The organism is Paraconexibacter algicola (assembly GCF_003044185.1).
GTDB lineage: Bacteria > Actinomycetota > Thermoleophilia > Solirubrobacterales > Solirubrobacteraceae > Paraconexibacter > Paraconexibacter algicola.
The window spans coordinates 253,354-278,044 of the sequence record NZ_PYYB01000001.1 but is presented as its reverse complement, the minus strand read 5'-3'; the positions used below and the strand labels follow the sequence as shown (position 1 = coordinate 278,044).

The window sequence follows — 24,691 nt, the reverse complement described above, 5'->3', positions numbered from 1 at the left end:
GGTACGGTCGGCCGATGGACTTCGAGACCATCCGCTACGAGGTCGCCGACGGCGTCCTGACGCTAACGCTCGACCGGCCCGAGCAGCTCAACGCCTTCACGCTGACGATGGGGCGCGAGCTCATCGCCGCGTTCGACGCGTCCGACGCCGACGACGACGTACGCGCCGTGATCGTCACCGGGGCCGGGCGCGGGTTCTGCGCCGGGGCGGACCTCAGCGGCGGCGGGGCGTCCTTCGACGCCGAGGCCCACGGCGCCGACGCGGGATCCGTCCCGCGCGATCTGGGGGGCGAGGTCAGCCTGCGGATCTTCGCGTCGAAGAAGCCGGTGATCGCCGCGATCAACGGCCCGGCGGTCGGGGTGGGGGCGACGATGACGCTGCCGATGGACGTGCGGCTCGCTGCGGAGAGCGCCCGGATGGGGTTCGTGTTCGCGCGCCGCGGCATCGTGCCCGAGGCGGCGTCCACCTGGTTCCTGCCGCGCGTGGTCGGCATCGCGCAGGCGACGGAGTGGGTGATGACCGGCCGGGTCTTCGACGCCGAGGAGGCGCTGCGCGGCGGGCTCGTCCGCAGCCTGCACGACGACGGCGGCCTGCTGCAGGCCGCGCGCGGCCTCGCGCGCGAGATCGCCGAGAACACGTCGCCGGTGTCGGTCGCGCTGGCCCGCCAGATGCTCTGGCGCGGGCTCGTCGCGGCGCACCCGATGGAGGCCCACCGCGCCGAGTCCCACGGGATGGCGACCCGCGGCCGGGCCGCCGACGCGATCGAGGGCGTGACGGCGTTCCTCGAGAAGCGCCCGGCCGCGTTCCCGGACCGCGTCTCGACCGACCTCCCCGACGTCTTCCCCGGCTGGGTGGAGCCGACGTACGAGACGCGGTCCAGCTGACCCGCGGTGCGCCGCCCGGGCCGAACGCCGCACGAGTGCGCGCCAGCTCACCAACGCGATGAGCTGGCGCGCAGAGGGCACGGTCCACGCCCGGTTGAGCGGAGGTCCCCGATGGTCGACCGCGGGCAGGTCGGCGTCCGCCCGGGTCCAGTTGAACGGCTACGGTGGTCTCCGTGCGCAAGGTGCTCGCTGTGACGGTTCTCTGCGGGGCCGTCGGCGGCTGCGACGGCGGGGACGCCGAGCGGCGCGGCGGGCTCACCCGGGACGAGGCCCGCGTCGAAGCGGTCCGACGCTGCCCCAGCCTCGGTGAGCGTCCGGAGTGCCGGCCGGTCACCGACGGATGGGTGTGCGAGAGCCCGACGAACGCGGTAGGCCTCAGGGGCAGCGGGATCGCCACCATCAAGAGTCCGTGTTAGCCCGCCGCGCGCCGAGGGCTCATCGACAAGCCGTCCAGCGCCCGGCAGCCCCGTCGGCGCGCCGGCTGGAGAGGACGCGCGGTTCAGCTGAACCTCGGTGCGGGCCACGAGCGCTTCCACGCGGGAGCGACAGCGCAGCCGTCGCGCGAGGCGGAGGTAGAGTCGCGACAGATGCGCGATGAAACGACCGAGGTCGACGCGACGCGGCAGACCAGTGGCGAGGTGGCAAGCGTCTGTTTCGGATTGCTGTCGCTCCTCCACGTCCCCGTGTGGGCTCTGGACTGGGAGCTGCCGGCCATCGTCGTGTTGGGTCTGGGAGTTCCGCTGCTCTTGGCCTTCGTGGTCGCCGGAGGGGTATGGACCGCTCGCAGCCTTCCGTTGCTGAGGAGCTGGCGACCGAACGCGCGCAACGTCAGGGACGGGACCGTTGCGGTCGCGCTGGTGTTCACGGTCGCGTTCGCGCTTTGGGCGCTCCTCGGGCTGCTCTGATCGGCGCGCGCCGGCGGGTTGAGTCCCCTGACAAACGTCCCATCAGGTACGTAAGGGCGGTCCGCCGCCGACCCGAGCCGGGCTGTCGCTCGCGCGTGGCGGGAGCGCGCGTGGCGCGACGATCGCCCTCGACGCTGACTTCTAGCCAGGTCTAGCTAGATCGGTTAGCCTGACGCTATGGCGCAGGTAGGCATGCATGAGGCCAAGACCAAGCTCTCGCAGTTGGTCGAGCGCGCGGAGGCCGGCGAGGAGATCGTGATCGCTCGTCGAGGCAAGCCCGTGGTGCGCTTGACCCCCCTGACCCCGACCTCGTCGATGGCCGCGGTGCGCGGCGCCCTGCGCGGTCAGGTGACGATGGCCGAGGACTTCGACGATCTGCCGGACGGATTCGCCGAGGCCTTCGGCTGAAGCGCCGTGAAACTGCTGCTGGACACGCACGCTGCGTTGTGGTGGGTCTCCGACGACGACCGCTTCGGCACCACCGCTGAACGGCTGATGCTCGCCTCCGACGCTCAGGTCCTGCTCAGCGCGGTGGTGATGTGGGAGATCACCGTCAAACAGGCCCTGGGCAAGCTCACCGTCCCGCCGACATGGAGCCAGACGCTGCTCGCCGGCGGCGCCAACGAACTTCCGATCACCCTGCGGCACGCCGCGAAGGTCGGGGACCTCCCAGATCATCACCGCGATCCGTTCGACCGACTGCTCGTCGCGCAGGCGCTCACCGAGGACGCAATACTGCTCTCCCGCGTCCCCGCGCTGCATGCGTACGGGGCCGCCATCGCCTGGTAGCAACGGGAGCGTCTGCCGCGAACGTCGTTCCCTCGTCGCGGACGGCGCTAACGGCCTCTCCGGGTTCGCCGAGGATCTCGACCGAACTGCGGAATCGCGCGACGCTCCCTTTCACGCGAAAGGGCGCGCGAAGATCGCCGCCGCCGCACAGGCTGGCCACGACGCGAACCCGTACCAATGCGGTCGGCTCACCGGCGCGGCGCTGCCTTCGAGGCGAGCGAGGGTTAGACCGTCGGCAGCGTCGCGCAGCGCCGGTCGTCGGCGACTGTCCAACACACCTGTCGCGCCCCGCGACGCACAAGGGACTTCGGTTCGATCGTCGTGCCGGAGTCCAGCTGTCGGGTGCCCCCGCGGGTTGGCGCGCGAACTTGAAACTGGGTCGGCTCGGTGAAGCTCTTCACGATCCAGGCGGTCGCTCCGCGTTCGCTCCCGAGTAGCGCCGTCGACACGTGCGATGTGCGCCCGCCCGCTTCCACGCCGGAAGCGATCAGCAGGCCTCAGTGCGCTACTCCCGTTCAGCCAATGCGTTTCACAGGTCATGTGTCGGGCGTTGGCGATGAGTGGTCTGACGGTGGTCGTTCTTGCTGTGTCCTCCCCAGCGGAGGCGCGGCAGGTCGTCTACGAGTCGTCCGACGGGGCGATCATGGCCAGGACCGACGACTCGCCACCGCGCCGTCTGGCCAGCGGCGTCGACCCGCACGTCTCTCCTGACGGACGACGCGTCGCGTTCGTCAGCCGCGGCGGGACGCAGGTTCGACTCGTGCCGTACCGGGGCGGGAAGCAGCGCGTCATCGCGAGGGGCCACGGGGTTGGATCGGATCCGCTCTTCAACAGGACCACGTGGTCGGCGGACTCGCGCTACGTTGCCACGAGCGCCGTCGGCAACCAGATCACCCTGTACGACACGCGCGTGCGCCGCTCCTCCCTGCTGCGCAGGTACCGCCCGAGCAGCAACAGCATCGCCGGGATCGCGCTGTCTCCTGCCGGGACGCGGATCGCGTTCAGCACGAGGGGTATCGATGACTCCTCGCTGCACGTCATGGATGCCAAGCCCGGGGCTCATGCGACCGTCGTCCGTCGATACGACGGTGCCGATCCAGTCTGGGGTCACCAGGCCGGGTGTCTGGCGTTCACGCTGCTTGTCGGCAATCGCTACGAATCGTTTCCTTCGAGGATTGGCTTCGCGTGTGCCGGGGCGCGAGCCTTTGGAGACATGACGGGATCTCTGCGCCCGGTGCGATGGCTTTCCAAGACGCGCATGCTGGGAGCGCAGTCCTCTGCCGGTCTGCAAGAACGAGCCGTACGAGTGAACACCGCGACGGGTCAGGTCGTCGCCATCTCCGAGCCCGTGCAGCGCATCTTCGACTTCTCGCGCGACGGCAGAACCATGCTCGCACGGAGCAACGACTCGCTCACGCAGATTGCACTCGACAGCCCAGGAGCTATTCCCGCTGAGATCGCGCCAGGCCCAGTGGTCGCGTCTTGGACCGGCTCTGGCTAACGGAGCCACCGGGGGAACCCCGCCGCTGCAATCACGCGAATTCGCTAGTGCTCTTTCGCGTGACCCCCGCTGTGAGTGCGGAGTGGGCAGCGGCTAGCTGCCGGAGAGGATCGAATCGAGAAGCGCTCGCAGCGACCACCGCCCGCCAGCGCGCACCGTGGCACGGCCGGCGCCGTCCGTCTGCCCGCCGGCGTCGGCGACCTCGTCCAGACGCCGCCAGAAACGGTTGACCTTCTTCCAGTCGCCGCAGACCTCCACGGTGACGCGCTCTAGCCGTCCCGCAGGACGCACGGAGACCTTCACGTCGACCAACTCGACGAAGAGCACGACCGCCAACTCGCGCGCTCGCTGCGGGAGCGACCAACCGACAGGGCCTTGGTACTCCCGCTTCTCCGTGACACGAAGCCGCGGCGCACCAATCGGCTCAGTGGACTCCGGCACGGGCCGACTCTACGACGGCGAGCTCGCCAGAGCGAAATCGAAGCACAGCCTCCGACCGAGCAACCCAGTTTGCCCCTGGACCGGCGTTCCGCATGCCAGACCCCGACGCGTTGCGCGGCTCGAAGCACCTGCCCGGGCTCCCGCAGCGGTCCTCGCGGGAAAGACTGTCCCCGGATCTAGTAGTTCCGAAGGCGATTGCGCGCGTCCGTCGCCTCGCTTTCGGTCAAACCGCCGTACTCCACGAGCTGAGCAATGGCCTCGAACAGAACATCCCGCGTGGGCGTGCCGTCCCCGCGCTGAATCTTCCAAGCAAACGACCGGGTCGACTTATGGCACTCAGGGCAGAGGAGCTGGCCGTTCTCCAAGTCCCACGTACCGCCTTGGTTCAGCGGCACGCGATGATGCGCCTCGACTTTCTCGGCGTTGCCGCACTGCTCGCAACGGTGCCCACGCTCTTCGATCAGACGCACCCGGAAGCGACGCTGAAGCGCCGAATCTCGTCGCAGATCGGCTCGGTTTCTCGACGAGTCGGGCGTCACACCGCGAAGGTACCGACTGCGTCCAGGCGCTCCCGCTCGCACGCGGATCCGAGTGCGCGAACTGGGTGGGGCGATGACCGCACATGGGCTTTCGTTCACCCAATTCGGCCGACGAGGCTTCCGCGGAAGCCTTTCCCCGCCGCTATCGCAATGCGCGAGATCCGCCAGCCCGCCGTGCGGCCACGCAGAACGATGAGGGCCGCGCCGGTCATCCCCGTCAGCGTCGGACTCGACCGCTGATTGACGAGGGCTGCGCGGGTTCGCGCGAAGCGACGGTCGCTGTCCGCCGACGCGAACCCGGCCCGCTCGACCCAGACGCAGCGGCACAATGCGCCGCCGACGACGACACGACCCGGCTCGTGGTCTTCCGGAGGCCGTCGAGGCACTCCGCTCCGGCACGATCGACGCGATCGAGCTCCGCAGACGGGGCCCGTCGCACGTCGTCGGCCGGTGACCCGCGGCCCGGCCACCGCGGGCTGACAGGATCCCCGGCATGAGCATCGTGAAGATCAACGCGATCACCGTTCCGCGGGAGCGGTTCGACGAGTTCGAGCGGCGGTTCGCGACCCGCGCGGGCAGGGTCGAGGAGGCGGAGGGGTTCGAGTCCTTCGACCTGCTGCGGCCCAACGACGACCGCGACGTCTGCCTCGTGATCACGAAGTGGCGCAGTGAGGAGGACTTCCGCGCCTGGGTCGCCTCGCCCGACTTCGCGGCCGGGCACGCCCAGCACCGCAGCGACGGTCCGGTCGGCACGAACAGCGAGATCTGGTCGTTCGACGTCCTGGAGTCCAAGGACTGACGCGGTGCCGTTCGCGGACGAGCTGCTCGGTCGCGAGGTCGTCGAGACCCTGCGCGACGTGCTGCACGGGGTGGCTCCCGACCGCCCGCTGGACGAGCTCGCGGCCGTCGCGGGGGCGCTCGACGGGCAGGCGCTCGGAGAGCGCTCGGCCGCGATCCGCGACGCGACGCTCGCCGGCCTGCCCGCGGACTTCGCCGCGTTCGACGCCGTCCTGCGGGCCGCGCTCGCCGACGACCGCTTCCGCGGCTGGATGATCTGGGCGGTCGCCGACGCGGCGGCGGTCCGCGCGCTCGAGGCCCCGGACGACCGCGATCTCGTCGCCGGGCTCGAGCTCCTGCGTGCGCTCACCCCGCGCCTGACCGCCGAGGCGGCGATCCGCCGCTTCCTGCTGCGCGACCCCGACCGCACGCTCGCGCACCTCGCGGGCTGGACCGACGACCCCGACGAGCACGTCCGCCGCCTCGTCAGCGAGGGCACCCGGCCGAACCTGCCGTGGGCGGTCCGCGTCCCGGCGCTGCGGGCGCGGCCCGACGCCACCGTCGGGCTGCTCGACGCGCTGCACCGCGACCCCGCCGAGTACGTGCGCCGCTCGGTCGCCAACCACCTCAACGACCTGTCGCGCATCGACGCGGACCTCGCCATCGCCGTCGCCGGACGGTGGCTGGCCGGAGCACCGGGCGACGTGCCGACCGCGCGGCTCGTCCGCCACGCCCTGCGGACCGCCGTCAAGGCCGGCGATCCGCGGGCACTCGCGCTGCAGGGCTTCGGCCCGCCGCCGCCCGGCCTGACGATCACCGGGCCCGTCCCGGACCGCACGGCGCTGCGGATCGGCGAGGAGCTCACGCTCACCTGCACGCTCGCCCACGCCGGCGACGCACCGGTCGCGCTCGCGATCGACTACGTCGTCCACTACGTCAAGGCGTCGGGCGCGACCGCGCCGAAGGTCTTCAAGCTCGCGACCCGCACGCTGGCCCCGGGGGAGACCGCGACGCTCACGGCCCGCCGGTCGTTCGCGCAGCGGACGACCCGACGGCACCACCCCGGCCCGCACGTGGTCGAGCTGCAGGTCAACGGTCACCGTCACGGCCGGGCCGAGGTGCAGCTCCTCCCGTAGAACCCCAGACGCCCGGCGCGCCAGGTTGTGCGGAACCCCCAGGATCCGGTGCCCGCGCCTGGGGTACGGTCGGCCGCGAGGGTCAACCCAGAGGAGAGAGATGTTCGACTACGTGATCGTCGGCGCCGGATCCGCGGGCTGCGTGCTCGCCGCGCGCCTGACCGAGGACCCGTCCGTGAAGGTCGCGCTGCTGGAGGCGGGCGGCGACGACCAGGACATGGAGGTGCAGATCCCGGCCGCGTTCGGCGCGCTGTTCAAGGGCCGCCGCGACTGGGACATGTCGACGGACCCGGAGCCGGCGCTGAACAACCGCCGCTGCTACCTGCCGCGCGCGAAGATGCTCGGCGGCTGCAGCTCCATGAACGCCATGGTCTACATCCGCGGCAACCGCGCCGACTACGACGAGTGGGCGGCGATGGGCGCCGAGGGCTGGGGCTACGACGACGTCCTGGACTACTTCAGGCGCTCCGAGGACAACGAGCGCGGCGAGGACCTCTACCACGGCGCCGGAGGCCCGCTCCCGGTGCGCGAGAGCCGCTCGATGCACCCGCTCGCCACCGCCTTCGTCGAGGCGGCCAAGCAGGCCGGCCACGAGGAGAACCCCGACTTCAACGGCGCCCGCCAGGAGGGCGTGGGCCGCTACCAGACGACCCAGCAGGACGGGATGCGCGCGAGCACCTCCGCGACGTTCCTGCGGCAGGCGGAGGGCCGCGAGAACCTGACCGTCATCACCGACGCGATGGTGACCGACCTGATCATCGAGCAGGGCCGCTGCAAGGGCGTGCACGTCGACCACCCCGACCACTTCGAGATCCTCGCCGAGCGCGAGGTCATCCTCACCGCCGGGGCGTACCAGACCCCGCAGATCCTGATGCTGTCGGGCATCGGCCCGCGCGAGCACCTCGAGGCGCTCGGGCTGGAGGTCGTGAAGGACCTGCCGGTCGGGCAGGGCCTGCAGGACCACTGCATGACGCTCATGAACTACAAGACCGACGTCGAGTCGCTGCTGACCGCGATGACCGACGAGAACGTCGAGCGGATGAGCGTCGACGGCGAGGGGCCGCTGACCTCGAACATCGCCGAGGCGGGCGCGTTCATCCGGACGCGGCCCGGCCTGGACGGGCCCGACTGCCAGTTCCACTGCGCGCCGGTGTTCTTCTTCGAAGAGGGCCTCGGCGTCGCGACCGAGCACGGTGTCGCGTTCGGTCCCGGGGTCGTCAAGCCGACCAGTCGCGGCTCGGTGACGCTGCGTTCCGCGAGCCCGTACTCCAAGCCGCGGATCATCCACAACTACCTCACGACCGAGGAGGACCGCCAGACGATCCTCGCCGGCGTGCGGCTGGGTCTGGAGATCGCCGAGCAGCCCGCGATGCAGGAGATCATCACCGGCCGGTTCGTCGCGCCCGCCAAGGACGCGACCGACGAGGAGCTCTGGGCGTTCATCCGCGAGAACACGATGACGATCTACCACCCGACGTCGACCGCGGCGATCGGGCCGGTCGTCGACTCGCGCCTGAAGGTCCACGGGATCGACGGCCTGCGCGTCGCCGACGCGTCGGTGATGCCGACGATCGTGCGCGGGAACACCAACGCGCCGGTGATCATGATCGCCGAGAAGGCCGCGGACCTCGTGCGCGAGGACGCCGCCGTCCCGGCCTGAGCCGCGGCGTCGCCGACCGGGCGCGGCGACGCGCCCGGTCGAGGCCGACGTCACGGTGGCGGACGTCGGCTGACCGGGCGGCGGGACGTCAGGACTTCGCGGTCGCCGCGCCGAGCGCGGCGGTGATCTCGGCGAGCTGCGCCTCGATCGCCTCGAGACGGTCCTCGATGCGCTTGGTCGACCGGCTCTGCGCGACGCCGTCGAGCTGGTCCTCGATGCCCTCGAGGCGCTGGGAGACGGACCGCAGACGCCGGGTCAGGCGCTCGATGTCGGCGGCGGAGGGGATGTTCAGGCCGCTCATCGCGACCTCCTGGGCCGCGACGGCCTTCTCGCGCGCACTGAGGATCTGCGTGATCGCCCCGGTGACCAGCGGGTTCTCGATCAGGTCCTTGGTGACCCCGCCGAGCGTCTGCTGGGCGGTCTTGCTGAGGTCGGGCACGGTGTCTCCTGGGAGGTCGGGTGCAGCGGGACGGCCTCTGGAGTACGCCGCAGACCGGCCGAGGTCACACGCCCGCGCGGGCGCGCGTGCGCCGGAACCGGGGCCGACGAGCGCCGACGCGCAGGCAACCGGCGGTCTTGCGCGAACGATGAGATACGTTTCCGAAAGGGTGTTGTTCATGCGGAATTCCGGTGTGACGGAATCCGCGATCAGAGGGAGAACCACGAACGGTGCAGGGGAGGATCGTCGCTGTGGCAGCGCTGGTGGTCGCGATCGCGGCCGCCGCTCTCGTGCTCACGCGCGGCGGTGACGAGTACCGTCTCACCCTCCGGTTCGACAACGCCTCCCAGCTCGTCAAGGGCAACGAGGTGAAGGTCGGTGGCCTGCCGGTCGGCACCGTCGACGACATCGTGCTCGCCGACGACAACGCGGCCGAGGTGAAGGTCCGCATCACCGACGAGGACCTCACGCCGCTGCACGAGGGCACCCGCGCGGAGATCCGCGTCGCCTCGCTCTCGAGCGTCGCCAACCGGTTCATCCAGCTCCACCCAGGGCCCAACAACGCGCCCGAGATCGCCGACGGCGGCACGCTCGCCACCGCGCGCACGAACTCCGTCGTCGAGATCGACAGCCTCCTCGCGACCCTCGACGCCCAGACCCGCAACGCCGCGCAGGACCTGCTGCGCAACCAGGCCGCGATCTACGAGGGCGCCGCCGCCGAGGCCAACCGCGGCCTCGTCGCCCTGAACCCGGCGCTCTCCCAGCTCGACCTGCTCAGCCGCGACCTGGGCCGCGACAACACCGCGCTGCGCGGCTTCCTCGTCCGCACCGCCTCCGTCGTCGCCGCCGTCGCCTCCCGCGACGCGGACCTCGACCGCGGCCTCGCCGGCGCCGCCACCACCGCCCGCACGCTCGCGGACGAGCAGCAGTCGCTCGAGGGCGTCCTGCGCCGCGCGCCCGGGACGCTGGCCGACGCGACCGGCGCGCTGAACGACCTCGACCGCACCTTCACCGCGCTGCGGCCGGCCGCCCGCGAGCTGCGGCCCGTCGCCCCGCGCGCCGCCGGACTGGTCCGCGACCTGCAGCCCGTGCTCGACCGGTCCGGCCCGGCGATCGCCTCGCTGCGCGGCCTGCTGCCCGACCTTGGCGCGGTCCTGCGGCGGATGCCCGCGCTGCGCGACACGGCGCTCGCGTCGTTCACCGCGACGCGCACCGCCCTCGCCGACGCCGACCCGATCGTCCAGGGCGTCCTGCCGTACCTGCCGGACGTCTACCACGGCGTCGTCACCGGCTTCGGCGGTCAGCAGGTCAACTCCTACGACGCCAACGGCCCGTACGCGCGGATCACGCCCGTCGCCTCGCAGCTGTCGCTCACCGGTGCCCTCTCCGGGCTCACCAAGGGCCTGCCGCTGCCGTTCAAGAACGGGCGCACGTCGCGCTGCGCCGGCGGCGCCTACCGGCAGGTCACGAGCTCGCCGAACAACACGCCGACGCCCGGCTTCCCCTGCGACCCGGGGAACGCGCCATGAAGCTCGGACTGCGCATCGGGCTGCTGGCGGTCGCCGCGCTCCTGCTGGGCGTCGTGCTCTCGGGTGCGGGCGGCAGCGAGACCGACGGCGGGGACTACCGCGTCGACGCGATCTTCCGCAACGCCGGCTTCCTCATCCCCGGCCAGGACGTGAAGATCGCCGGCGCCAAGGTCGGCAGCGTCGAGGACGTGTCGCTCACGAAGGACCGCCGCGCCCGCATCAGCATGCGGGTCGACCCGAAGTTCGCGCCCTTCCGGGCCGACGCCGACTGCACCGTGCAGCCCCAGTCGCTGATCGGCGAGAAGTTCGTCCAGTGCACCCCGGGCACCCCGGACGCCGGCGAGCTGCGCGTGCCCGCGGGCAGCGACACGCCGACCGTGCCGCTCCAGAACACGCGCTCGCCCGTCGACCTCGACCTCGTCCTCGCGACCTTCCGCCAGCCCACGACGACCCGCGCCGCGCTGCTGCTCAGCGCGCTGGGCGGCGGCCTCGCCGGCCGCGGCGACGACCTCGACGAGGCGATCCGCCAGGCCGACCCGGCGTTCAAGGAGACCGAGCGCCTGCTGACGCTCGTCAACGGCGAGCGCCAGACGATCCGCACGCTGATCGGCGAGGCCGACACCGTCATCGGCGAGCTCGACGGCCGCCGCGAGGACGTCGCCGACTTCATCAGCGGTGCCGCCGCCGCGACCCGCCCGACCGCCCGGCGCAACGCCGAGCTGCGGTCGACGCTGCGCGAGCTCCCCGGCTTCCTGGCGCAGGCCCGGCCCGCGCTGCGCGAGCTGCGCCGCCTCGGGGAGGACGGCGCGCCGGTCGTGCGGCAGCTCACGGCGGCCGCCCCGTCGGCCACGCGGCTCGTCGGCGCGCTCAGCCCGTTCTCGACCGCCGCCCGCCCGGCGCTGCGCGAGCTCGGCACCGCCGCGGCCGCCGGCCGGCGCGCGGTGAAGCCCGCCGCGCCGCAGATCCGCCGCCTGCGGCGCCTCGCCGAGACGGCCGGGCCCGCGGGCACGCAGCTCGCCGCCTTCCTCGAGAGCTCGCGCGACCAGGGCGCCGTCGAGGGCGTGCTGCGGTTCGTCTACTGGGCGACCGCCGCGCTGGCCCGCTACGACAGCGTCTCGCACATCCTGCCGGCGTACGCGATCGTCGACGGGTCCTGCAACCTGTACGCGGTCGTCACCACCGAGGCGTGCGACGCGCACTTCGCCGCCGGCGCTGGGACCGCCGGGCGCCGCGCCGCGCGCGAGACGCCCGAGCGCGCCGGCACGACCCCTGCCGCGGCGCCGAAGACCCCGTCCGCCACGCCGCAGCTGACGCCCACGCCGTCGCCCCAGACCGGGAAGCCGACGGCGCCCGCGACGCCGAAGCTCCCGTCCGTGCCGCAGGTCGTCGGCGATCTGCCCAAGGCCCTCCAGGACACGCTCGACGGGCTGCTCGGCGGGCTCACCGGCAAGCGCGACCCGCAGGCCTCGCCGACGCCCGCGCCGGACCTGCAGTCCCTGCTCGGCTCGCTGCTCGGAGGGGGCCGATGAACCGCCGCCGCAACAGCTCGCTCGCCGCCAACCCGGTGCTCATCGGCGCGATCACGACGCTGATCGTCGTCGTCGCGGTGTTCCTCTCCTACAACGCCAACAACGGCCTGCCGTTCGTCCCGACCTACGACCTCGAGGTCGTCGTCCCCGACGCCGCCGAGCTCGTGCCCGGCAACGACGTGCGGATCGGCGGCTCGCGCGTCGGGGTCGTGAAGGCGATCACCGCGGAGCCCGGCCGGGGCGACGCCCTGCCCGCCGCGCGGATCGACGTGGCGCTCGAGACGGCCGCGCAGCCGCTCGCCGCGGACACGCGGGCGATCGTGCGGCAGCGCTCGAACCTCGGCCTGAAGTACCTCGAGCTGATCCCCGGGCGCAGCAGCCGCGAGCTGGCCGCCGGCGGCGAGATCCCGCTGCGCCAGTCCACCGGCGTCGTGGCGTTCGACGACGCGATCTCCGCGTTCGACGCCCCGACCCGCGCCGGCGTGCGCGGCGTCGTGCGCGAGCTCGGCAGCGGGCTCGCGGGCCGCGGCCCCGACCTCAGCGACGCGATCGGCGCGCTCCCGCAGGTCGCCACCGACCTGCGCTCCGTCGCGGCCAACCTGCGGTCGGACACCACCGACCTGCGCGGCTTCCTGCAGGGCGCGCGGGCCACGACCGCCGCGCTCGCGCCCGTCACGCCGCAGCTCGGCAGCCTGTTCGAGGCCGGCGCGCGCACGTTCGAGGCGCTCGGCGCCGAGGACGCGGCGATCGACCGGACCCTCGTCGTCGCCCCGGGCGCCCAGCGCAACGCGGCCGCCGGCTTCCGCGAGGCCCGCCCGCTGCTGGCCGAGGCCGCCGGCCTGCTGCGCGACGCGCGGCCCGCGGTCGCCGTCCTGCGCGGCTCCGCCGACCGCCTGACCGCCGGCCTGCAGGCCGCCACCCCGGTGCTGCGCCGCGCCCCGCGCCTGGGCACCGACCTGCGCCGGACGCTGTCGCGCCTGGACGCGCTCTCGCGTCGCGCGTCGCTGCCAGTCGCCCTGCGCCACCTCACCACCAGCGTGCGGTCGCTCGGCACCGCGCTCGAGGTCATCGCGCCGTTCCAGACCCGCTGCAACTACCTCGGCCTCTGGGGTCGCAACGTCCCGCAGGTCGTCAGCGAGGGCGACACGATGGGCACCTGGTTCCGCTTCATCCCGATCGTGCAGGGCGAGGAGATGTTCCAGAGCGCCCGTGCGTCGCGCACGCTCCACGCGATGCCGGTCGCCGACACCGGCGCCGGCGGCGAGTGCGAGCCGGGCAACGAGACGTTCGTGCCGGGCCAGCAGATCGGGCCCGCACCGGGCGTGCAGCCGGGCGCGACCGAGAAGACCTCGCCGCCCACGTTCGTCGAGGGGGCGGGTCGATGAGGCGCGGGGTCAAGCCGGGCATGAGCCCGTTCAAGGCCGGGGCGCTGGCGCTCGTCTTCGTCGCCGCCTTCACCTACCTGGGCTTCACGAAGTTCCGGGTCCCGTTCAAGCCCCAGTACGAGGTCGACGCCGTGTTCACCTCGGCGGCCACCGAGATCAAGGGCGGCTCGCCCGTGCGGATCGCGGGCGTCGAGGTCGGCAAGGTCGTGCGCGTCGAGCGCGGACCCGGCGGCACCGCGGTCGCGCGCCTGCGCTTCGAGGACAAGGGCCGGCCGATCCACCGCGACGCGACGATGAAGATCCGTCCGCGGCTGTTCCTGGAGGGCAACTTCTTCGTCGACGTGCGACCCGGCACCCCGGGCGCCGGGGAGGTCCCGGACAACGGGACGATCCCGATCGGGCAGACCGCCGTCGCGGTGCAGCTCGACGAGGTGCTCGGCGCCCTGCGCAGCAACTCGCGCGCCGACGTCCAGGCGACGGTGGAGAACCTCGCCACCGCCTTCGACGGCGGCGGCGCCGAGGCCGTGAACGCCGGCTTCGCCGACTGGGCCGGGGCCTTCACCGGCACCGCGATCGTCAGCGAGGCGGCGCGCGGCCAGAAGCCCGGCGACCTGACCCGCTTCGTGCAGGCCCAGGCGAAGGTGTCCGACGCGCTCGCCGCCCGGGACGGCGAGCTCGCGGGCCTCGTCACCGGCTTCGCGCAGACCGTGACGACGCTGGCCGCGTCGCGCGACGACCTCGCCGCGACGCTGCGCGGCCTCGACCGCACGCTCTCGACCGCCCGTCCGGCGCTCGCCGACCTCCGCGGCGCGCTGCCGCCGCTGCGCCGCTTCGCCTCGGCGCTGCGCCCGGCGCTGCGGGTTGCGCCCGGGGCGATCGACACGGCCCGCCCGTTCGTGCGCTCGACCGCCGGCCTGCTGGCGCCCAGCGAGCTGCCGGCGCTCGTGCGTGACCTGCGGCCCGCGGTCAGCGGCCTGCGCACCCTGCAGCCGGCGCTCGACACGCTGCTCGGCCGGATCGACCCGATCGCCCGCTGCGTCTCGCGCAACGTCGTGCCGACCCTGAACAAGTCCGTCGACGACGGGGCGCTCTCCACCGGCCGCCCGGTCTGGCAGGAGATCGCGATGATCGGCCCGGGGCTCGCCTCGGCCGGCAGCAGCTTCGACGCCAACGGCGCCGCGGTCCGCTACCACGCCGGCGGGGGCGAGAACCTCGTCTCGACCGCGCTGCCCGGCGTCGGCGACCTCGTGTCGCTCACCTCCGAGCCGCTGCTCGGGGCGCGCCCGCGGTACACGCCCAACCAGGTGCCGCCGTTCGCCCCCGGCGCCGACTGCCTGAAGCAGGACCTGCCGGACCTGCGGGCCGACTCGGTGCCCGCCCCGGCCAACCAGCGCCGCATCTCCGGGGCCACGCGCAGCGCCCTGGGCACCTCGGTCGGGAAGGCCGTGCAGCGCCTGCAGTCGCTGACGAAGGACGGCAAGCTGCGCCGCGCCCTGACCCGCGAGCGCGCCGCCGACGCGAAGGGGTCGCGATGAACCTCCGCCAGCAGCTGCGCAAGTACTCGGTCACGATCCTCGCGATCTTCGGCCTGCTCATCGCCGCGGTCGCCGTCGGCAGCTACATCCTCGTCAACCAGCGGCTGCGGCTGCCCTGGGAGGACTTCTACAGCGTCAAGGTCGAGCTGCCCACCGCGCAGGCGATCACCCCCGGCCAGGGGCAGACGGTCACGGTCGCGGGCGTCAACGTCGGCGAGATCGGCGCCGTCGACCTCGTGAACGGCCGCGCCGTCGTCCGGATGGACATCGAGCGCAACAAGCTCGACGCGGTGCACGCCGACGCGAAGGTGCTCGTGCGGCCCCGCACCGGCCTGCAGGACATGACGATCGACATGGACCCGGGGACCCCGTCGGCGCCGAAGCTCGGCTCCGACGACGTGCTGCCCGTGTCCCGCGCGACGCCGACCGTGAACGTCGACGAGGTCCTCGCGGGCCTCGACGGCGACACGCGCGGGTACGTGCAGGCGCTCGTCCAGGGCCTCGGCGACGGCCTCGCCGGCGACCGCGCGCTGAACCTCCGCGAGATCCTCAAGACCAGCCAGCCGACGCTCGCGCGCACGAAGGAGCTCACCGCCGCGCTGCGAGGCCGTCGGGTCGAGCTGCGCCGCCTCGTCAGCCGCCTGGCGTCCCTGTCGGGCCGCGTCGCCGGCCAGTCCGACGACCTGCAGGCGCTGGTGTCGCAGGGCAACACGACGTTCGCCGCCATCGCCAGCGAGGACGACGCGCTGCGCCGCGGCCTCGCGGAGCTGCCCGGCACGCTCGGGGAGGTCGACGGCGCGCTGGCCGCCGCCCGCCCGCTGGCCCGTGACCTGAAGCCCGCGCTGACGCGCCTGGAGCCGACCGCGCGCCGGCTGCGGCCCGCGCTGCAGGACCTCGCGTCCCTGGCGCGGACCGGCGGCCCCGCCGTCCGCGAGCTGCGCGGCCTCTCGCGCGAGGCACGCCCGACCGCCCGGCAGACCGCCGCCGCGGTCAAGGCCCTGACCCCGGTGACCGCCGACCTCGACCGCAGCATGGCGGTGCTGGGCCGGGTCGTGAACACGATCGCCTACAACCCGCCGGGCAAGGAGGAGGGCTACCTCTTCTGGCTCGCCTGGTTCGGCCACAACACGACCTCCATGCTCTCGACCAACGACGGCAACGGCGTCGCCTGGCGCGGGCAGGTCATCGTCTCCTGCGCGAACGTCAACCAGGCCGGCCTGCTCGTCCCGCTGCTGCAGCCGCTCGCCGATCTGGGGGTGTGCCCGAAGTGAACCCGTCGGAGATGACCCGCAGCCGGCTGGCCATCATGGTCGTGTTCGCCCTGACCTGCTTCGGGCTGCTGCTGTTCCTCTGGGTGAGCTTCGGCGGCTCGACGCCGCTGAAGCCCAAGGGCTACCGGGCCGACGTGCTGTTCCCGGAGGCCACGCAGCTCGCCGAGCAGGCCGACGTGCGGGTCTCCGGCGTGCCGATCGGCAAGGTCGTCGACCAGCGCCGCGACGGCGACCGCACCCGCGCCACGCTGCAGATCGACCCGCGCTACGCGCCGCTGCGCGCCGACGCCCGCGCGATCCTGCGCCAGAAGACGCTGCTCGGCGAGATCTACGTCGAGATGACCCCGGGCTCGCCCGGTGCGCCCGAGATCCCCGAGGGCGGGACGCTCGCCCGCGGGCAGGTCGCGTCGACGGTCGAACTCGACGAGGTCCTGCAGGCGTTCGACGCCCCGTCGCGGCGCAACCTCCAGCGCTGGATGCAGGGCTGGTCGGCGGCGCTGAAGGGCCGCGGCACGGACATCAACGACGCGGTCGGCAACCTCGGCCCGCTGCTGCAGGACGGCGGGGACGTGTTCGCGACCTTCGACGCGCAGTCCCGCGCGGTGCAGGGGCTCGTCCGCGACGCGGGCACCGTGTTCCGCACCGTCGGGCGTCGCGACGTGGCCACGCGCGAGCTCGTGACCGCCGGCGACCAGGTGCTGCGCACGACCGCCGCGCGCCGCGACGACCTCCGCGCGACCGTGCGCGCGCTGCCGCCGTTCCTGCAGGCGCTCGACCGCAGCGCCACCTCGACCCGCGCGCTCAGCCGCGACCTGCTGCCCGCGGTCCGCGACCTGCGCCCCGTCGCCCGCGACCTCAAGCCCACCCTCGACGGCGGCGCCGCGCTCGGCGACGACCTGCGCGACCTCTCCCGCGACCTCTCGCCCGTGCTGAGCGCCGCCCGCAACGGCCTGCCCGCGACGACCGCGATCCTGCAGGCCGCCGGCCCGCTGTTCGACCGCCTCGCGCCGTTCTCGCGCGACCTCGAGCCGGCGACCGCCTTCCTGGCCGCCTACCGCACCGACTTCACGCAGTCGTGGGCGAAGGTCGCGGCGGCGACGAACCGCACGGCGCCGACCGCCAGCGGCCGCCAGACGAACTACCTGCGGCTGCTGCTGCCGGTGTGGAACGAGACGCTCGGGTTCTTCGAGCAGCGTGCACCGAGCAACCGCTCCAACCCGTACCCGGCGCCGCTCGCGCAGCGGAAGATCGGGCCCGACGGTGGCTACGAGTCCTTCGACTGCACGAACACGGGCAACCCGCAGGTCGTGCCGCCGCTCGGCCAGCCGCCCGCGTGCCTGCAGCAGCAGCCGTTCGACGCCGGGGCCGGCGTCTCGCGGTTCCCGAAGCTCTCGCGCGCGCCCGAGTGAGCGCGGGCGGGTGCGGCTCCCGCTGCTGGACCAGCTGCCGTCCTGGGCGACGACCGGGATCGGCAGCCTGCCGCACGCCGACCCGGCCGCGGCCGTCGAGTACCTGACGCTCGCCTACGCGGTCCCGTTCTGCCCGCAGCTGCCGCGCCACGACGGCGACATGGTGCACGAGTGGCTCGGGGACGTCGCGGCGCGGCGGACCTGGACGCCCGAGCGCGCGGCGCGGGAGCCGGCGGCGTGGCCGGCGTTCCTGCGGGAGCTCGAACGGCGCCCGCCCGCCCACGGCGTCGTGAAGCTCCAGCTGACCGGGCCGGTGACGCTCGGCTGCGCGATCGACCGGGCCACGGACGCGTCCGCCCCCGCGGGGACCCCGTCCCCGCGGACTGCGGAGCTCGCCACGTGGCTCGCGGACGCCGCGGCGGAGGCGGTCGACGCGGTCCGGGAGCGCGGCCCGGGCGTGGTGCTGGTCCTCGACGAGCCCGCGCTCGGCCTCTGCGCCCACCCGGGCATCGAGGCGGCCTGGGCGCCGCTGCGCGACCTCGCCGACGCGTGGGGCCTGCACTGCTGCTGCGAGGTGCCGTGGGACGTGGTCGACGCAGCGGCCCCCGACCTGCTGTCGCTGGACCTCGCGTTCACGCCCGTCGACGGGCGGGCGGCCCGCTCGCTCGACGCGCTCGCCGCGCGCGGGGCCTGGGTGGCGTGGGGGGCGATCGCCGCCCACCGGCCCGAGTACGCGCTGCACGGCATCCGACGGGTCACGGCCGCGGTGGAGGCGGTCCCCCGGACCGCGGGACGCAGCCTGCTGACGGCGTCGTGCGGGACGGGACGGATGAGCGTCGAGCGCGAGCGGCAGGTCGCGGTGGCCCTGCGCGACGTCGCCGGCACGATGCGCCGGCGCGCGGACGCGGCGCGCGCGACCGCCCCCTGACGCGGCGGGTCAGTCCTGCCGGCGCAGCCGCGCGCGCAGCCGCTCGAGCTCCTCGGGGCGCAGGCCCTCGGAGAGCAGCCACGCCTCGACGCTGCCGTGCTCGGCCTCCAGGAGCTCGAGGACGCGCTCCATCGTGCCGGGGACGGGCGCGTGGCTCGACGGGTCGTGCTTGCGCATCTCGGCGCCGTAGGTGTTCGTCTCGGCGAGCCGCTGCACGATCGCCTCGATGTTCTGCGCGGTCGCCAGGTAGTCGGCGACGATCGCGTCGCGGTCCGCCCCGGCCGCGGCGAGCGCGATCGCGACGACGGTGCCGGTCCGGTCCTTCCCGGCGGCGCAGTGCACCAGCGTGGCGCCCTCGGTGTGCGCCATCGCGCGCAGCGCCTCGACGATCGAGTCGGGGCGGCGGCGCGTGTAGCCGAGGTACGCGCGGACGGTCGGGGTCTCCTGCGGCAGGTCGGCGCCGACGCCGTCGCCCCACGGCAGCACGGTCTGCAGGTCGAGGTCGGTGCCGCCCCCGGTCTCCGGGTAGAGCGAGCGGTGCTCGATCCGCACGCGCTCGTCGCGCTCGAGCGGGCCGGGGCCCTCCGACCGCAGCTCGTAGCCGGTGCGCAGGTCGACGACGAGCCGCAGGCCGAGCTCCTCGACGAGGGTGGCGATGTCGCGCTCGGTGAGGTCCTGCAGGTTGTCGGCGCGCAGCAGCACGCCGGGCGCGATCACGCCGCTGCCGTCGGCGAGCGGGATGCCGCCCACGTCGCGGGCGTTGACGGTCCCGTCGAGGTCGATCGGCGTGGTGGGCGGCGCGGTGTCGGGCATCACCGCACACGCTACGGGACGCGGACCGCGGGCTCGTGACCGCCGCGTTGCCCGGTCCGTAGGGTCCGACGGGATGACGATCCTCGAGGCGATCGCGATCCTGGCCGCCGGCCTGGCCGCCGGGACGATCAACGCGGTGATCGGCTCGGGCACGCTCGTGACCTTTCCCGTGCTGCTGGCGGTCGGCTACCCGCCGGTGGTGGCGAACACGACGAACGGCCTCGGGCTGGTGCCGGGCTCGTTCACGGCGGCGTGGGGCTACCGCCGCGAGCTGGCGGAGAACCGGCGGTCCGCGCTGCTGCTGGCGTCCTGCTCGGCGGCGGGGTCGGTGATCGGCGCGATCCTGCTCCTGGAGCTGCCGGAGGACCTCTTCGCGGTCGTGGTGCCCGTGCTCATCGCGGGTGCGCTCGTGCTCGTCGTCTTCCAGCCGCGGGTCGCGGCGTGGGTCGCGCGGCGGCGGGAGGGCCGGGCGGCGGGCGGCCACGCGGAGGGCACGGCCGGCCTGCGGGCGGGGATCGGGGCGACCGGCGTGTACGGCGGCTACTTCGGGGCGGGGCAGGGGATCCTGCTGTTCGCGCTGCTCGGGACGGCGCTGCCGGACGACATGGCGCGCCTGCAGGGCCTGCGCAACCTCCTGGCGGGGACGGCCAACGGGGTGGCGGCGCTCGTCTTCGTGCTCGTGGCGGACGTGTCGTTCGGGGCGGCGGCGTTGATCGCGGTCGGGGCGGCGACCGGTGGCGTGATCGGGGCGCGGATCGGTCGGCGGCTCGCGCCGGGGACGCTGCGGGCGCTCGTCGTGGTCGTCGGGCTCGCGGCGATCCTGCAGCTCGTGCTGTGAGTGCGCCGGCGCTCAGACCGCCGCGTCCAGCAGCGCGATCGCCACGGCGAGCTGGGCGGTCCACGCGAGCGTGCGCAGCCAGTTCAGCCGCACGAGTCGCGTGAGCAGCGCCGGGTCGTGGCGGGCGGCGAGCCGCCCGTGCATGGGGGCGTAGACCGCGCCGGTCGCGGCGAAGATCCCTCCGGCGAGCGCCAGGTTGGCGATCGCGAGGTCCTGTGGCGCGCCGCCGTCGAGGAGCAGCGCGGCGGCGAGGCCGACGTTCGCGAGCATGAGCGGCAGCACGAGGACGGTGATCCGCTGCTGGTGCTCGGCCTCGTAGGCGGGCCAGGCGGGCTCGGGCACGCGCGCGAAGAGCGGGTAGTGCACGACCTGGATCGTCCAGATCAGGCCGCAGAGCACGGCGACGTCGACGAGGTTCAGCAGCTCCAGCAGCATGGTCCCGGACGGATACGGGCGACGGGGCCCGACGGGATCGCTCAGCCGCGGCGACGGCGGTCCGCGTGGCCCGCGGCCTGCATGACCCGCTCGAGGTCCTCCTGGTCGACGGGGGCGGCGGGCATCGGGGTGGCGTCGGTGCCGGTGGCGCGCAGGCCGTCGAGGACGAGGACGAGCATGCGCCGCCAGGCGTCGGGGGCGATGTCGCGGGTGTAGTCGGCCAGGCGGCGATCCACGGCTACACGACCGCGTTCTGGTGGGCGGCGGGGATCTTCTTCGTCGGCGCCGTCGTCTCCGCGCTCGTGCTCGACGGGTCCCGCGTCCCGGCGCAGGCCACGTCGGGCGACCCGGTCTTCGCCCACTGACGCCCCCGGCCTCGATCGCCTGTCCGCGCCCGTCCGCGTCCCGCGGGCGGGCGCGCGCCGTCGCTCCCCCGGGGCGTCGGGCGGCGGCCACTACCATTGCGGGCAGTGCAAGACGCTCTGGGCCTGCTCGCCGTGCTCGCGCTCGTCGGTGCGAACGCGTTCTTCGTCGTCGGGGAGTACGCCGTCGTCACCGCGCGACGCGGGCCGCTGAACCTCGCGGCCGCCGAGGGCTCGCGCCGGGCCGCCGCCGCGCTGCGGCTGATGGACGACCCGGTGCGCGTGATCTCGACCGTGCAGGTCGGCATCACGATGCTCGGCATCCTCACCGGCGCGCTCGGCGAGCCGATCGTCCGCGACGTCCTCGGGGACGGCGTGCCCGGCTGGCTGGCGTTCCTGATCGCCTTCGGCAGCGTCACCTACCTGTCGGTCGTGCTCGGCGAGCTCGTGCCGAAGTCGCTGACGCTCGACCGCGCCGAGGCGCTCGTCATGCGGATCGCCGTCCCGATCGAGCTGCTCGCCCGCCTGTTCCGCCCGGTCGTCTGGGTCCTGCGGCAGTCCTCGCTGCTCGTCCTGCGGCCGTTCGGCGTCCACGACGTCACCGCCGGGGACGGCGTGCAGTCCCCGGAGGAGCTGCGCGAGCTCGTCGACGAGGCGGAGGGCTCCGGGGTCATCGCCGAGGACCAGGAGCGCCTCCTGCACAACGTTCTGGACTTCGCCGACCGTGACGCCCGCGACGTCATGGTCGCGGCGCGGGACGTGCGCTGGCTCGACGCCGAGCAGACCGTCCGTGCGGCGCTCGACCAGCACGTCGCCCAGCCGCACACGCGCTACCCGGTCGGTGACGGGTCGATCGACCGGCTCGTCGGCGTCGTCCACGTGCGCGAGCTGCTCGCCGCCGAGCGCCGTGACCCCGACACGGCCGTCGGCGACGTCGCGACCCCCGCGGTCGTCGTGCCGGAGTCCAAGTCGCTGCGCCCGCTGCTCGCCGAGCTGCGCGCGGGCCGCAAGCAGCTCGCCGTCGTGGTCGACGAGTACGGCTCCACCGCGGGGATCGTCACGCTCGAGGATCTGCTCGAGCAGCTCGTCGGCAGCATCGAGGACGAGTACGACCCCGAGCTGCCCGGCGTCGAGGAGCGCGAGGACGGGGCGCTCGTCATGCCCGGCGCCACCGCGATCCTCGACCTCGAGCGCCACTTCGGCCTCGACCTCGGGGACACGTCCGCGCGCACCGTGGCCGGCGCGGTGTTCGAGCGGCTCGGGCGGCGGCCGCGCCCCGGCGACGTGGTCGAGTTCGACGGCTCCCGCATCACCGTGCAGGCGGTCGACGGCACCCGCATCACCGAGGTCGCGGTCCTCACCGACGTCGCCGCCCGTGACTGAGCCCGCCGCCCCGCCGCGCCGCGCGCGGCTGTGGGAGATCGACCTCCTGCGCACCGCCGCGATCGTGATGATGGTCGTCTACCACCTGGTCTACGACATCCGCTTCCTTGCCCCCGACGTCGCCCCGAACCCCTACGACGGTGGCTGGCGCGCGCTGCAGATCGCGTGCGCCTCGACGTTCCTCACCGTCGTGGGCCTCAGCTTCTGGGTGCGCGACGCGCGGCTGCGGGCCCGCGGCGTCGACGCGCGCGAGCGCTGGCGCAGCGGTGTGCCGCGAGGCCTGCAGGTGGCCGCCGGGGCGCTCGCGGTCTCCGTCGCCACCGGGATCGCGCTCGGTGACGAGCTCGTGCGCTTCGGCATCCTGCACCTGATCGCCGTCGCCCACCTCGTCGTCCTGCCCGGGCTCGTCGGCCTGCGGCACTGGAACGCGGTCCTCGGCGTCGCCGCGGTCGCGGCCGGCCTGGCCCTCCAGGGCACGTCGAGCGCGCAGTCCGCGCTGATGGTCATCGGGCTCGACCCGGGGGAGACGGGGGTGGACTGGGTGCCGCTGCTGCCGTGGATCGGGCCCTGCCTGCTGGGCGTCGCGTTCGGCGCGCTGCTCTACCCGGGCGGCGAGCGCCGCGCGCTGCTGCGCGGGCTCGGGGACGGCTCGCCGCGCGCGCACGCGGCGGGCGCGCCGGGCCGCCGGTCGCTGACGATCTACCTCGTGCACCAGCCGATCCTCATCGCGCTCGTGGCGGGCGCGCTCGTCGCGACCGGCACGCCGCTGGACCCCCGCTGACCCGCCCGCCCGTCCGCCGCGGCTCAGACCGTCAGCACGCCGGCGGCGTCGACCGCGGCGGCCGTGCACGGGGACCCGCCCGCGGTGGCACCCGCGACCAGCGGCTCGGGAAGCGTGCGGTCGTCGCGGGCGGGGGCCCACGTGCCGTCGTCGCAGCGGACGTACTCGCCGGCCGGCCCCTCGGTGACGAGCCGCTCGACCGCGGCCAGCAGCGCCTCGACGTCGGCGAGCGACGAGCACGCGCCGAGGCTCGCCCGCACCGCGCCCTCGGGCCGGCGCAGCACGCGCTCCAGAGCGATGTGCGCGCAGAAGCGGCCGTCGCGGACGCTGATCGCGTGCTCGGCCGCGAGCACCGCGCTGACGAGGCCCGGAGCGAGCCCGTCGACGGTGAACGCGACGACCCCGATCGCGTCGTCGGCGTCGTCGAAGAGCCGGTGCACGGCGACGCCGGGCAGCGCCTCCAGCCCGGTGAGCAGCCGCGCGTGGAGCGCCCGCTCGTGCGCCTCGAGCGCGCCCTCCGGGAGCGCGGCGAGCGTCCGGCAGGCGGCGGCGAGCGCGACGGCGCCGACGAGGTTCGGGGTGCCGCCCTCGTGGCGCTGCGGCGCGGCCGCCCAGTCGGTGCCGTCGCTGCGGACCTCCACCACCGCGCCGCCGCCCGCGAGGTGCGGGGGTGCCGCGTCCAGCCAGTCCCGCCGTCCGACCAGGGCGCCCGCGCCGAACGGCGCGTACAGCTTGTGCCCGGAGAACGCCACGTAGTCCACGCCCGAGGCGGCCAGGGAGATCCGCCGGTGCGGGGCGAGCTGGGCGGCGTCCACGGCGATCCGCGCGCCGTGCGCGTGGGCGAGCGCGGTGAGCCGCTCCAGCGGCAGGACCTCGCCGGTCACGTTCGACGCGCCGGTGACCGCGAGCAGCGCGGCGGGGCGCAGCGCGAGCTCCGCGGCGATCCGGGCGATCGTCTCCTGCACGGTCGTCGCCGCCGGGACGAGGCGGTGGGCGCCCGTGCGCCACGGCAGCAGGTTCGCGTGGTGCTCGACGTCCACGACGACGACCTCGCCGCCGCGCGCGGCGACCGCCGAGGCGAGCAGGTTCAGGGCGTCCGTCGTGTTGCGCACCACCACGACGACGTCGTCCTCGCGTGCGCCGACGAACGTCCCGATCTCCCGGCGCGCCTCCTCGTAGCGGGCGGTCGCCACCTGCGAGGGCAGGCCGGCGCCGCGGTGCACGCTGCCCGACCAGGGGAGCGCGGCCGTGACCGCGTCGGCGACCGCCCGCAGCGCGGGCGCGGTCGCCGCGAGGTCGAGGTGCACGTGGCGGCGCGTGCCGCCGCCCAGCACGGGCAGCGGCAGGTCGGCGCCGACCACCGGCAGCAGCGGGCGGGACGGGACGACGGGGACGACAGGGGTCATGCGAGCTCCTCGATAT

General features: G+C 74.2%; 25 protein-coding genes. 18 read left to right on the top strand and 7 right to left on the bottom strand.

Going from position 1 to position 24,691, the window contains the following annotated elements; translation table 11 throughout:
• Positions 1-14 precede the first annotated feature (14 nt).
• The 5 genes from C7Y72_RS01340 to C7Y72_RS01315 all read left to right on the top strand — a co-directional run bounded on the left by C7Y72_RS01340 (position 15) and on the right by C7Y72_RS01315 (position 4,079).
• Positions 15-884 (top strand): crotonase/enoyl-CoA hydratase family protein, encoded by an 870-nt coding sequence (locus C7Y72_RS01340; RefSeq protein ID WP_107566825.1) that lies wholly within the window; start codon positions 15-17, stop codon positions 882-884.
• Between the two features lie 587 nt (positions 885-1,471).
• Positions 1,472-1,789, top strand: a complete 318-nt coding sequence (locus C7Y72_RS01330; RefSeq protein ID WP_107566823.1) for a hypothetical protein — start codon at positions 1,472-1,474, stop codon at positions 1,787-1,789.
• A 177-nt stretch (positions 1,790-1,966) separates the two neighbouring features.
• Positions 1,967-2,197, top strand: a complete 231-nt coding sequence (locus C7Y72_RS01325; protein WP_107566822.1) for a type II toxin-antitoxin system Phd/YefM family antitoxin — start codon at positions 1,967-1,969, stop codon at positions 2,195-2,197.
• A 6-nt stretch (positions 2,198-2,203) separates the two neighbouring features.
• A complete protein-coding gene (locus C7Y72_RS01320) occupies positions 2,204-2,578 on the top strand; it encodes a type II toxin-antitoxin system VapC family toxin (protein WP_107566821.1) in 375 nt (124 codons plus the stop codon).
• A gap of 556 nt (positions 2,579-3,134) precedes the next feature.
• Positions 3,135-4,079: a TolB family protein gene (locus C7Y72_RS01315; RefSeq protein ID WP_158276566.1), complete on the top strand. Its 945-nt coding sequence runs from the start codon at positions 3,135-3,137 to the stop codon at positions 4,077-4,079.
• 93 nt (positions 4,080-4,172) lie between these two features.
• Here the strand turns inward: C7Y72_RS01315 and C7Y72_RS01310 are convergent, their stop codons facing one another.
• Both C7Y72_RS01310 and C7Y72_RS22990 read right to left on the bottom strand, forming a co-directional pair.
• The gene (locus C7Y72_RS01310) at positions 4,173-4,406 is read right to left on the bottom strand and encodes a hypothetical protein (RefSeq protein WP_146175210.1); all 234 of its coding nucleotides are present in this window, start codon (positions 4,404-4,406) and stop codon (positions 4,173-4,175) included.
• Between the two features lie 290 nt (positions 4,407-4,696).
• Positions 4,697-5,059, bottom strand: coding sequence for an HNH endonuclease signature motif containing protein (locus C7Y72_RS22990; RefSeq protein WP_158276565.1), 363 nt, complete (start codon positions 5,057-5,059; stop codon positions 4,697-4,699).
• Between the two features lie 493 nt (positions 5,060-5,552).
• On the opposite strand from C7Y72_RS22990, the gene C7Y72_RS01300 reads away from it, so the two are divergent.
• From C7Y72_RS01300 to C7Y72_RS01290, 3 genes are all read left to right on the top strand, one after another.
• Complete coding sequence (locus C7Y72_RS01300) at positions 5,553-5,858, top strand: antibiotic biosynthesis monooxygenase family protein (RefSeq protein ID WP_107566817.1); 306 nt, start codon at positions 5,553-5,555, stop codon at positions 5,856-5,858.
• Between the two features lie 4 nt (positions 5,859-5,862).
• Positions 5,863-6,972 (top strand): DNA alkylation repair protein, encoded by a 1,110-nt coding sequence (locus C7Y72_RS01295; RefSeq protein WP_107566816.1) that lies wholly within the window; start codon positions 5,863-5,865, stop codon positions 6,970-6,972.
• 100 nt (positions 6,973-7,072) lie between these two features.
• Complete coding sequence (locus C7Y72_RS01290; protein ID WP_107566815.1) at positions 7,073-8,632, top strand: GMC family oxidoreductase; 1,560 nt, start codon at positions 7,073-7,075, stop codon at positions 8,630-8,632.
• Between the two features lie 88 nt (positions 8,633-8,720).
• On the opposite strand, the gene C7Y72_RS01285 is transcribed toward C7Y72_RS01290, so the two are convergent.
• On the bottom strand, positions 8,721-9,071 hold the full coding sequence (locus C7Y72_RS01285) for a hypothetical protein (protein ID WP_107566814.1): 351 nt from the start codon (positions 9,069-9,071) through the stop codon (positions 8,721-8,723).
• Between the two features lie 251 nt (positions 9,072-9,322).
• Here C7Y72_RS01285 and C7Y72_RS01280 point away from each other — a divergent pair, with 251 nt between their 5' ends.
• Genes C7Y72_RS01280 through C7Y72_RS01250 form a run of 7 tightly spaced genes read left to right on the top strand, consistent with a single transcriptional unit; the run spans position 9,323 to position 18,657 of the window.
• Positions 9,323-10,600 carry an MlaD family protein gene (locus tag C7Y72_RS01280; RefSeq protein ID WP_158276564.1) on the top strand — a complete coding sequence of 426 codons (1,278 nt, stop codon included), beginning with the start codon at positions 9,323-9,325 and terminating at the stop codon, positions 10,598-10,600.
• Positions 10,597-12,129 carry an MlaD family protein gene (locus tag C7Y72_RS01275; protein ID WP_107566812.1) on the top strand — a complete coding sequence of 511 codons (1,533 nt, stop codon included), beginning with the start codon at positions 10,597-10,599 and terminating at the stop codon, positions 12,127-12,129. Before C7Y72_RS01280 ends, C7Y72_RS01275 begins: the two co-directional genes overlap by 4 nt.
• Positions 12,126-13,514 carry an MlaD family protein gene (locus tag C7Y72_RS01270; protein ID WP_107566811.1) on the top strand — a complete coding sequence of 463 codons (1,389 nt, stop codon included), beginning with the start codon at positions 12,126-12,128 and terminating at the stop codon, positions 13,512-13,514. The genes C7Y72_RS01275 and C7Y72_RS01270 overlap by 4 nt, the downstream gene beginning before the upstream one ends.
• Positions 13,511-15,049 (top strand): MlaD family protein, encoded by a 1,539-nt coding sequence (locus tag C7Y72_RS01265; protein WP_107566810.1) that lies wholly within the window; start codon positions 13,511-13,513, stop codon positions 15,047-15,049. The genes C7Y72_RS01270 and C7Y72_RS01265 overlap by 4 nt, the downstream gene beginning before the upstream one ends.
• The gene (locus C7Y72_RS01260) at positions 15,046-16,320 is read left to right on the top strand and encodes an MlaD family protein (protein WP_107566809.1); all 1,275 of its coding nucleotides are present in this window, start codon (positions 15,046-15,048) and stop codon (positions 16,318-16,320) included. The genes C7Y72_RS01265 and C7Y72_RS01260 overlap by 4 nt, the downstream gene beginning before the upstream one ends.
• A gap of 11 nt (positions 16,321-16,331) precedes the next feature.
• Entirely contained in the window at positions 16,332-17,729 is a 1,398-nt protein-coding gene (locus C7Y72_RS01255) for an MlaD family protein (RefSeq protein WP_107566808.1), read from the top strand.
• Between the two features lie 10 nt (positions 17,730-17,739).
• Positions 17,740-18,657, top strand: coding sequence for a uroporphyrinogen decarboxylase/cobalamine-independent methonine synthase family protein (locus C7Y72_RS01250; RefSeq protein WP_107566807.1), 918 nt, complete (start codon positions 17,740-17,742; stop codon positions 18,655-18,657).
• A gap of 9 nt (positions 18,658-18,666) precedes the next feature.
• Here C7Y72_RS01250 and C7Y72_RS01245 read toward each other — a convergent pair whose 3' ends face one another.
• Positions 18,667-19,470, bottom strand: a complete 804-nt coding sequence (locus tag C7Y72_RS01245) for a tyrosine-protein phosphatase (protein WP_107566806.1) — start codon at positions 19,468-19,470, stop codon at positions 18,667-18,669.
• A gap of 73 nt (positions 19,471-19,543) precedes the next feature.
• On the opposite strand from C7Y72_RS01245, the gene C7Y72_RS01240 reads away from it, so the two are divergent.
• Positions 19,544-20,308, top strand: coding sequence for a sulfite exporter TauE/SafE family protein (locus C7Y72_RS01240; RefSeq protein WP_107566805.1), 765 nt, complete (start codon positions 19,544-19,546; stop codon positions 20,306-20,308).
• 12 nt (positions 20,309-20,320) lie between these two features.
• Here the strand turns inward: C7Y72_RS01240 and C7Y72_RS01235 are convergent, their stop codons facing one another.
• Both C7Y72_RS01235 and C7Y72_RS22985 read right to left on the bottom strand, forming a co-directional pair.
• A complete protein-coding gene (locus C7Y72_RS01235; protein ID WP_107566804.1) occupies positions 20,321-20,743 on the bottom strand; it encodes a hypothetical protein in 423 nt (140 codons plus the stop codon).
• 41 nt (positions 20,744-20,784) lie between these two features.
• Positions 20,785-20,979: a hypothetical protein gene (locus C7Y72_RS22985; RefSeq protein ID WP_158276563.1), complete on the bottom strand. Its 195-nt coding sequence runs from the start codon at positions 20,977-20,979 to the stop codon at positions 20,785-20,787.
• A 234-nt stretch (positions 20,980-21,213) separates the two neighbouring features.
• On the opposite strand from C7Y72_RS22985, the gene C7Y72_RS01225 reads away from it, so the two are divergent.
• Together C7Y72_RS01225 and C7Y72_RS01220 are read left to right on the top strand one after the other, a co-directional pair.
• Positions 21,214-22,488 (top strand): hemolysin family protein, encoded by a 1,275-nt coding sequence (locus tag C7Y72_RS01225; RefSeq protein ID WP_158276562.1) that lies wholly within the window; start codon positions 21,214-21,216, stop codon positions 22,486-22,488.
• Positions 22,481-23,269 (top strand): heparan-alpha-glucosaminide N-acetyltransferase, encoded by a 789-nt coding sequence (locus C7Y72_RS01220; protein WP_107566801.1) that lies wholly within the window; start codon positions 22,481-22,483, stop codon positions 23,267-23,269. Before C7Y72_RS01225 ends, C7Y72_RS01220 begins: the two co-directional genes overlap by 8 nt.
• Positions 23,270-23,292: 23 nt before the next feature.
• On the opposite strand, the gene C7Y72_RS01215 is transcribed toward C7Y72_RS01220, so the two are convergent.
• Positions 23,293-24,675 carry an aminotransferase class V-fold PLP-dependent enzyme gene (locus tag C7Y72_RS01215; RefSeq protein WP_107566800.1) on the bottom strand — a complete coding sequence of 461 codons (1,383 nt, stop codon included), beginning with the start codon at positions 24,673-24,675 and terminating at the stop codon, positions 23,293-23,295.
• Positions 24,676-24,691: the final 16 nt, after the last annotated feature.

Excerpts from the sequence above, each read along its gene's own strand:
- C7Y72_RS01275 (WP_107566812.1), top strand. The coding sequence starts at position 10,597 with ATGAAGCTCGGACTGCGCATCGGGCTGCTGGCGGTCGCCGCGCTCCTG.
- C7Y72_RS01340 (WP_107566825.1), top strand. The coding sequence starts at position 15 with ATGGACTTCGAGACCATCCGCTACGAGGTCGCCGACGGCGTCCTGACG.
- C7Y72_RS01315 (WP_158276566.1), top strand. The coding sequence starts at position 3,135 with ATGAGTGGTCTGACGGTGGTCGTTCTTGCTGTGTCCTCCCCAGCGGAG.
- C7Y72_RS01265 (WP_107566810.1), top strand. The coding sequence starts at position 13,511 with ATGAGGCGCGGGGTCAAGCCGGGCATGAGCCCGTTCAAGGCCGGGGCG.
- C7Y72_RS01215 (WP_107566800.1), bottom strand. The coding sequence starts at position 24,675 with ATGACCCCTGTCGTCCCCGTCGTCCCGTCCCGCCCGCTGCTGCCGGTG.
- C7Y72_RS01260 (WP_107566809.1), top strand. The coding sequence starts at position 15,046 with ATGAACCTCCGCCAGCAGCTGCGCAAGTACTCGGTCACGATCCTCGCG.
- C7Y72_RS01290 (WP_107566815.1), top strand. The coding sequence starts at position 7,073 with ATGTTCGACTACGTGATCGTCGGCGCCGGATCCGCGGGCTGCGTGCTC.
- C7Y72_RS01330 (WP_107566823.1), top strand. The coding sequence starts at position 1,472 with ATGCGCGATGAAACGACCGAGGTCGACGCGACGCGGCAGACCAGTGGC.
- C7Y72_RS01235 (WP_107566804.1), bottom strand. The coding sequence starts at position 20,743 with ATGCTGCTGGAGCTGCTGAACCTCGTCGACGTCGCCGTGCTCTGCGGC.
- C7Y72_RS01325 (WP_107566822.1), top strand. The coding sequence starts at position 1,967 with ATGGCGCAGGTAGGCATGCATGAGGCCAAGACCAAGCTCTCGCAGTTG.
- C7Y72_RS01245 (WP_107566806.1), bottom strand. The coding sequence starts at position 19,470 with ATGCCCGACACCGCGCCGCCCACCACGCCGATCGACCTCGACGGGACC.
- C7Y72_RS01240 (WP_107566805.1), top strand. The coding sequence starts at position 19,544 with ATGACGATCCTCGAGGCGATCGCGATCCTGGCCGCCGGCCTGGCCGCC.
- C7Y72_RS01270 (WP_107566811.1), top strand. The coding sequence starts at position 12,126 with ATGAACCGCCGCCGCAACAGCTCGCTCGCCGCCAACCCGGTGCTCATC.
- C7Y72_RS01300 (WP_107566817.1), top strand. The coding sequence starts at position 5,553 with ATGAGCATCGTGAAGATCAACGCGATCACCGTTCCGCGGGAGCGGTTC.
- C7Y72_RS01255 (WP_107566808.1), top strand. The coding sequence starts at position 16,332 with ATGACCCGCAGCCGGCTGGCCATCATGGTCGTGTTCGCCCTGACCTGC.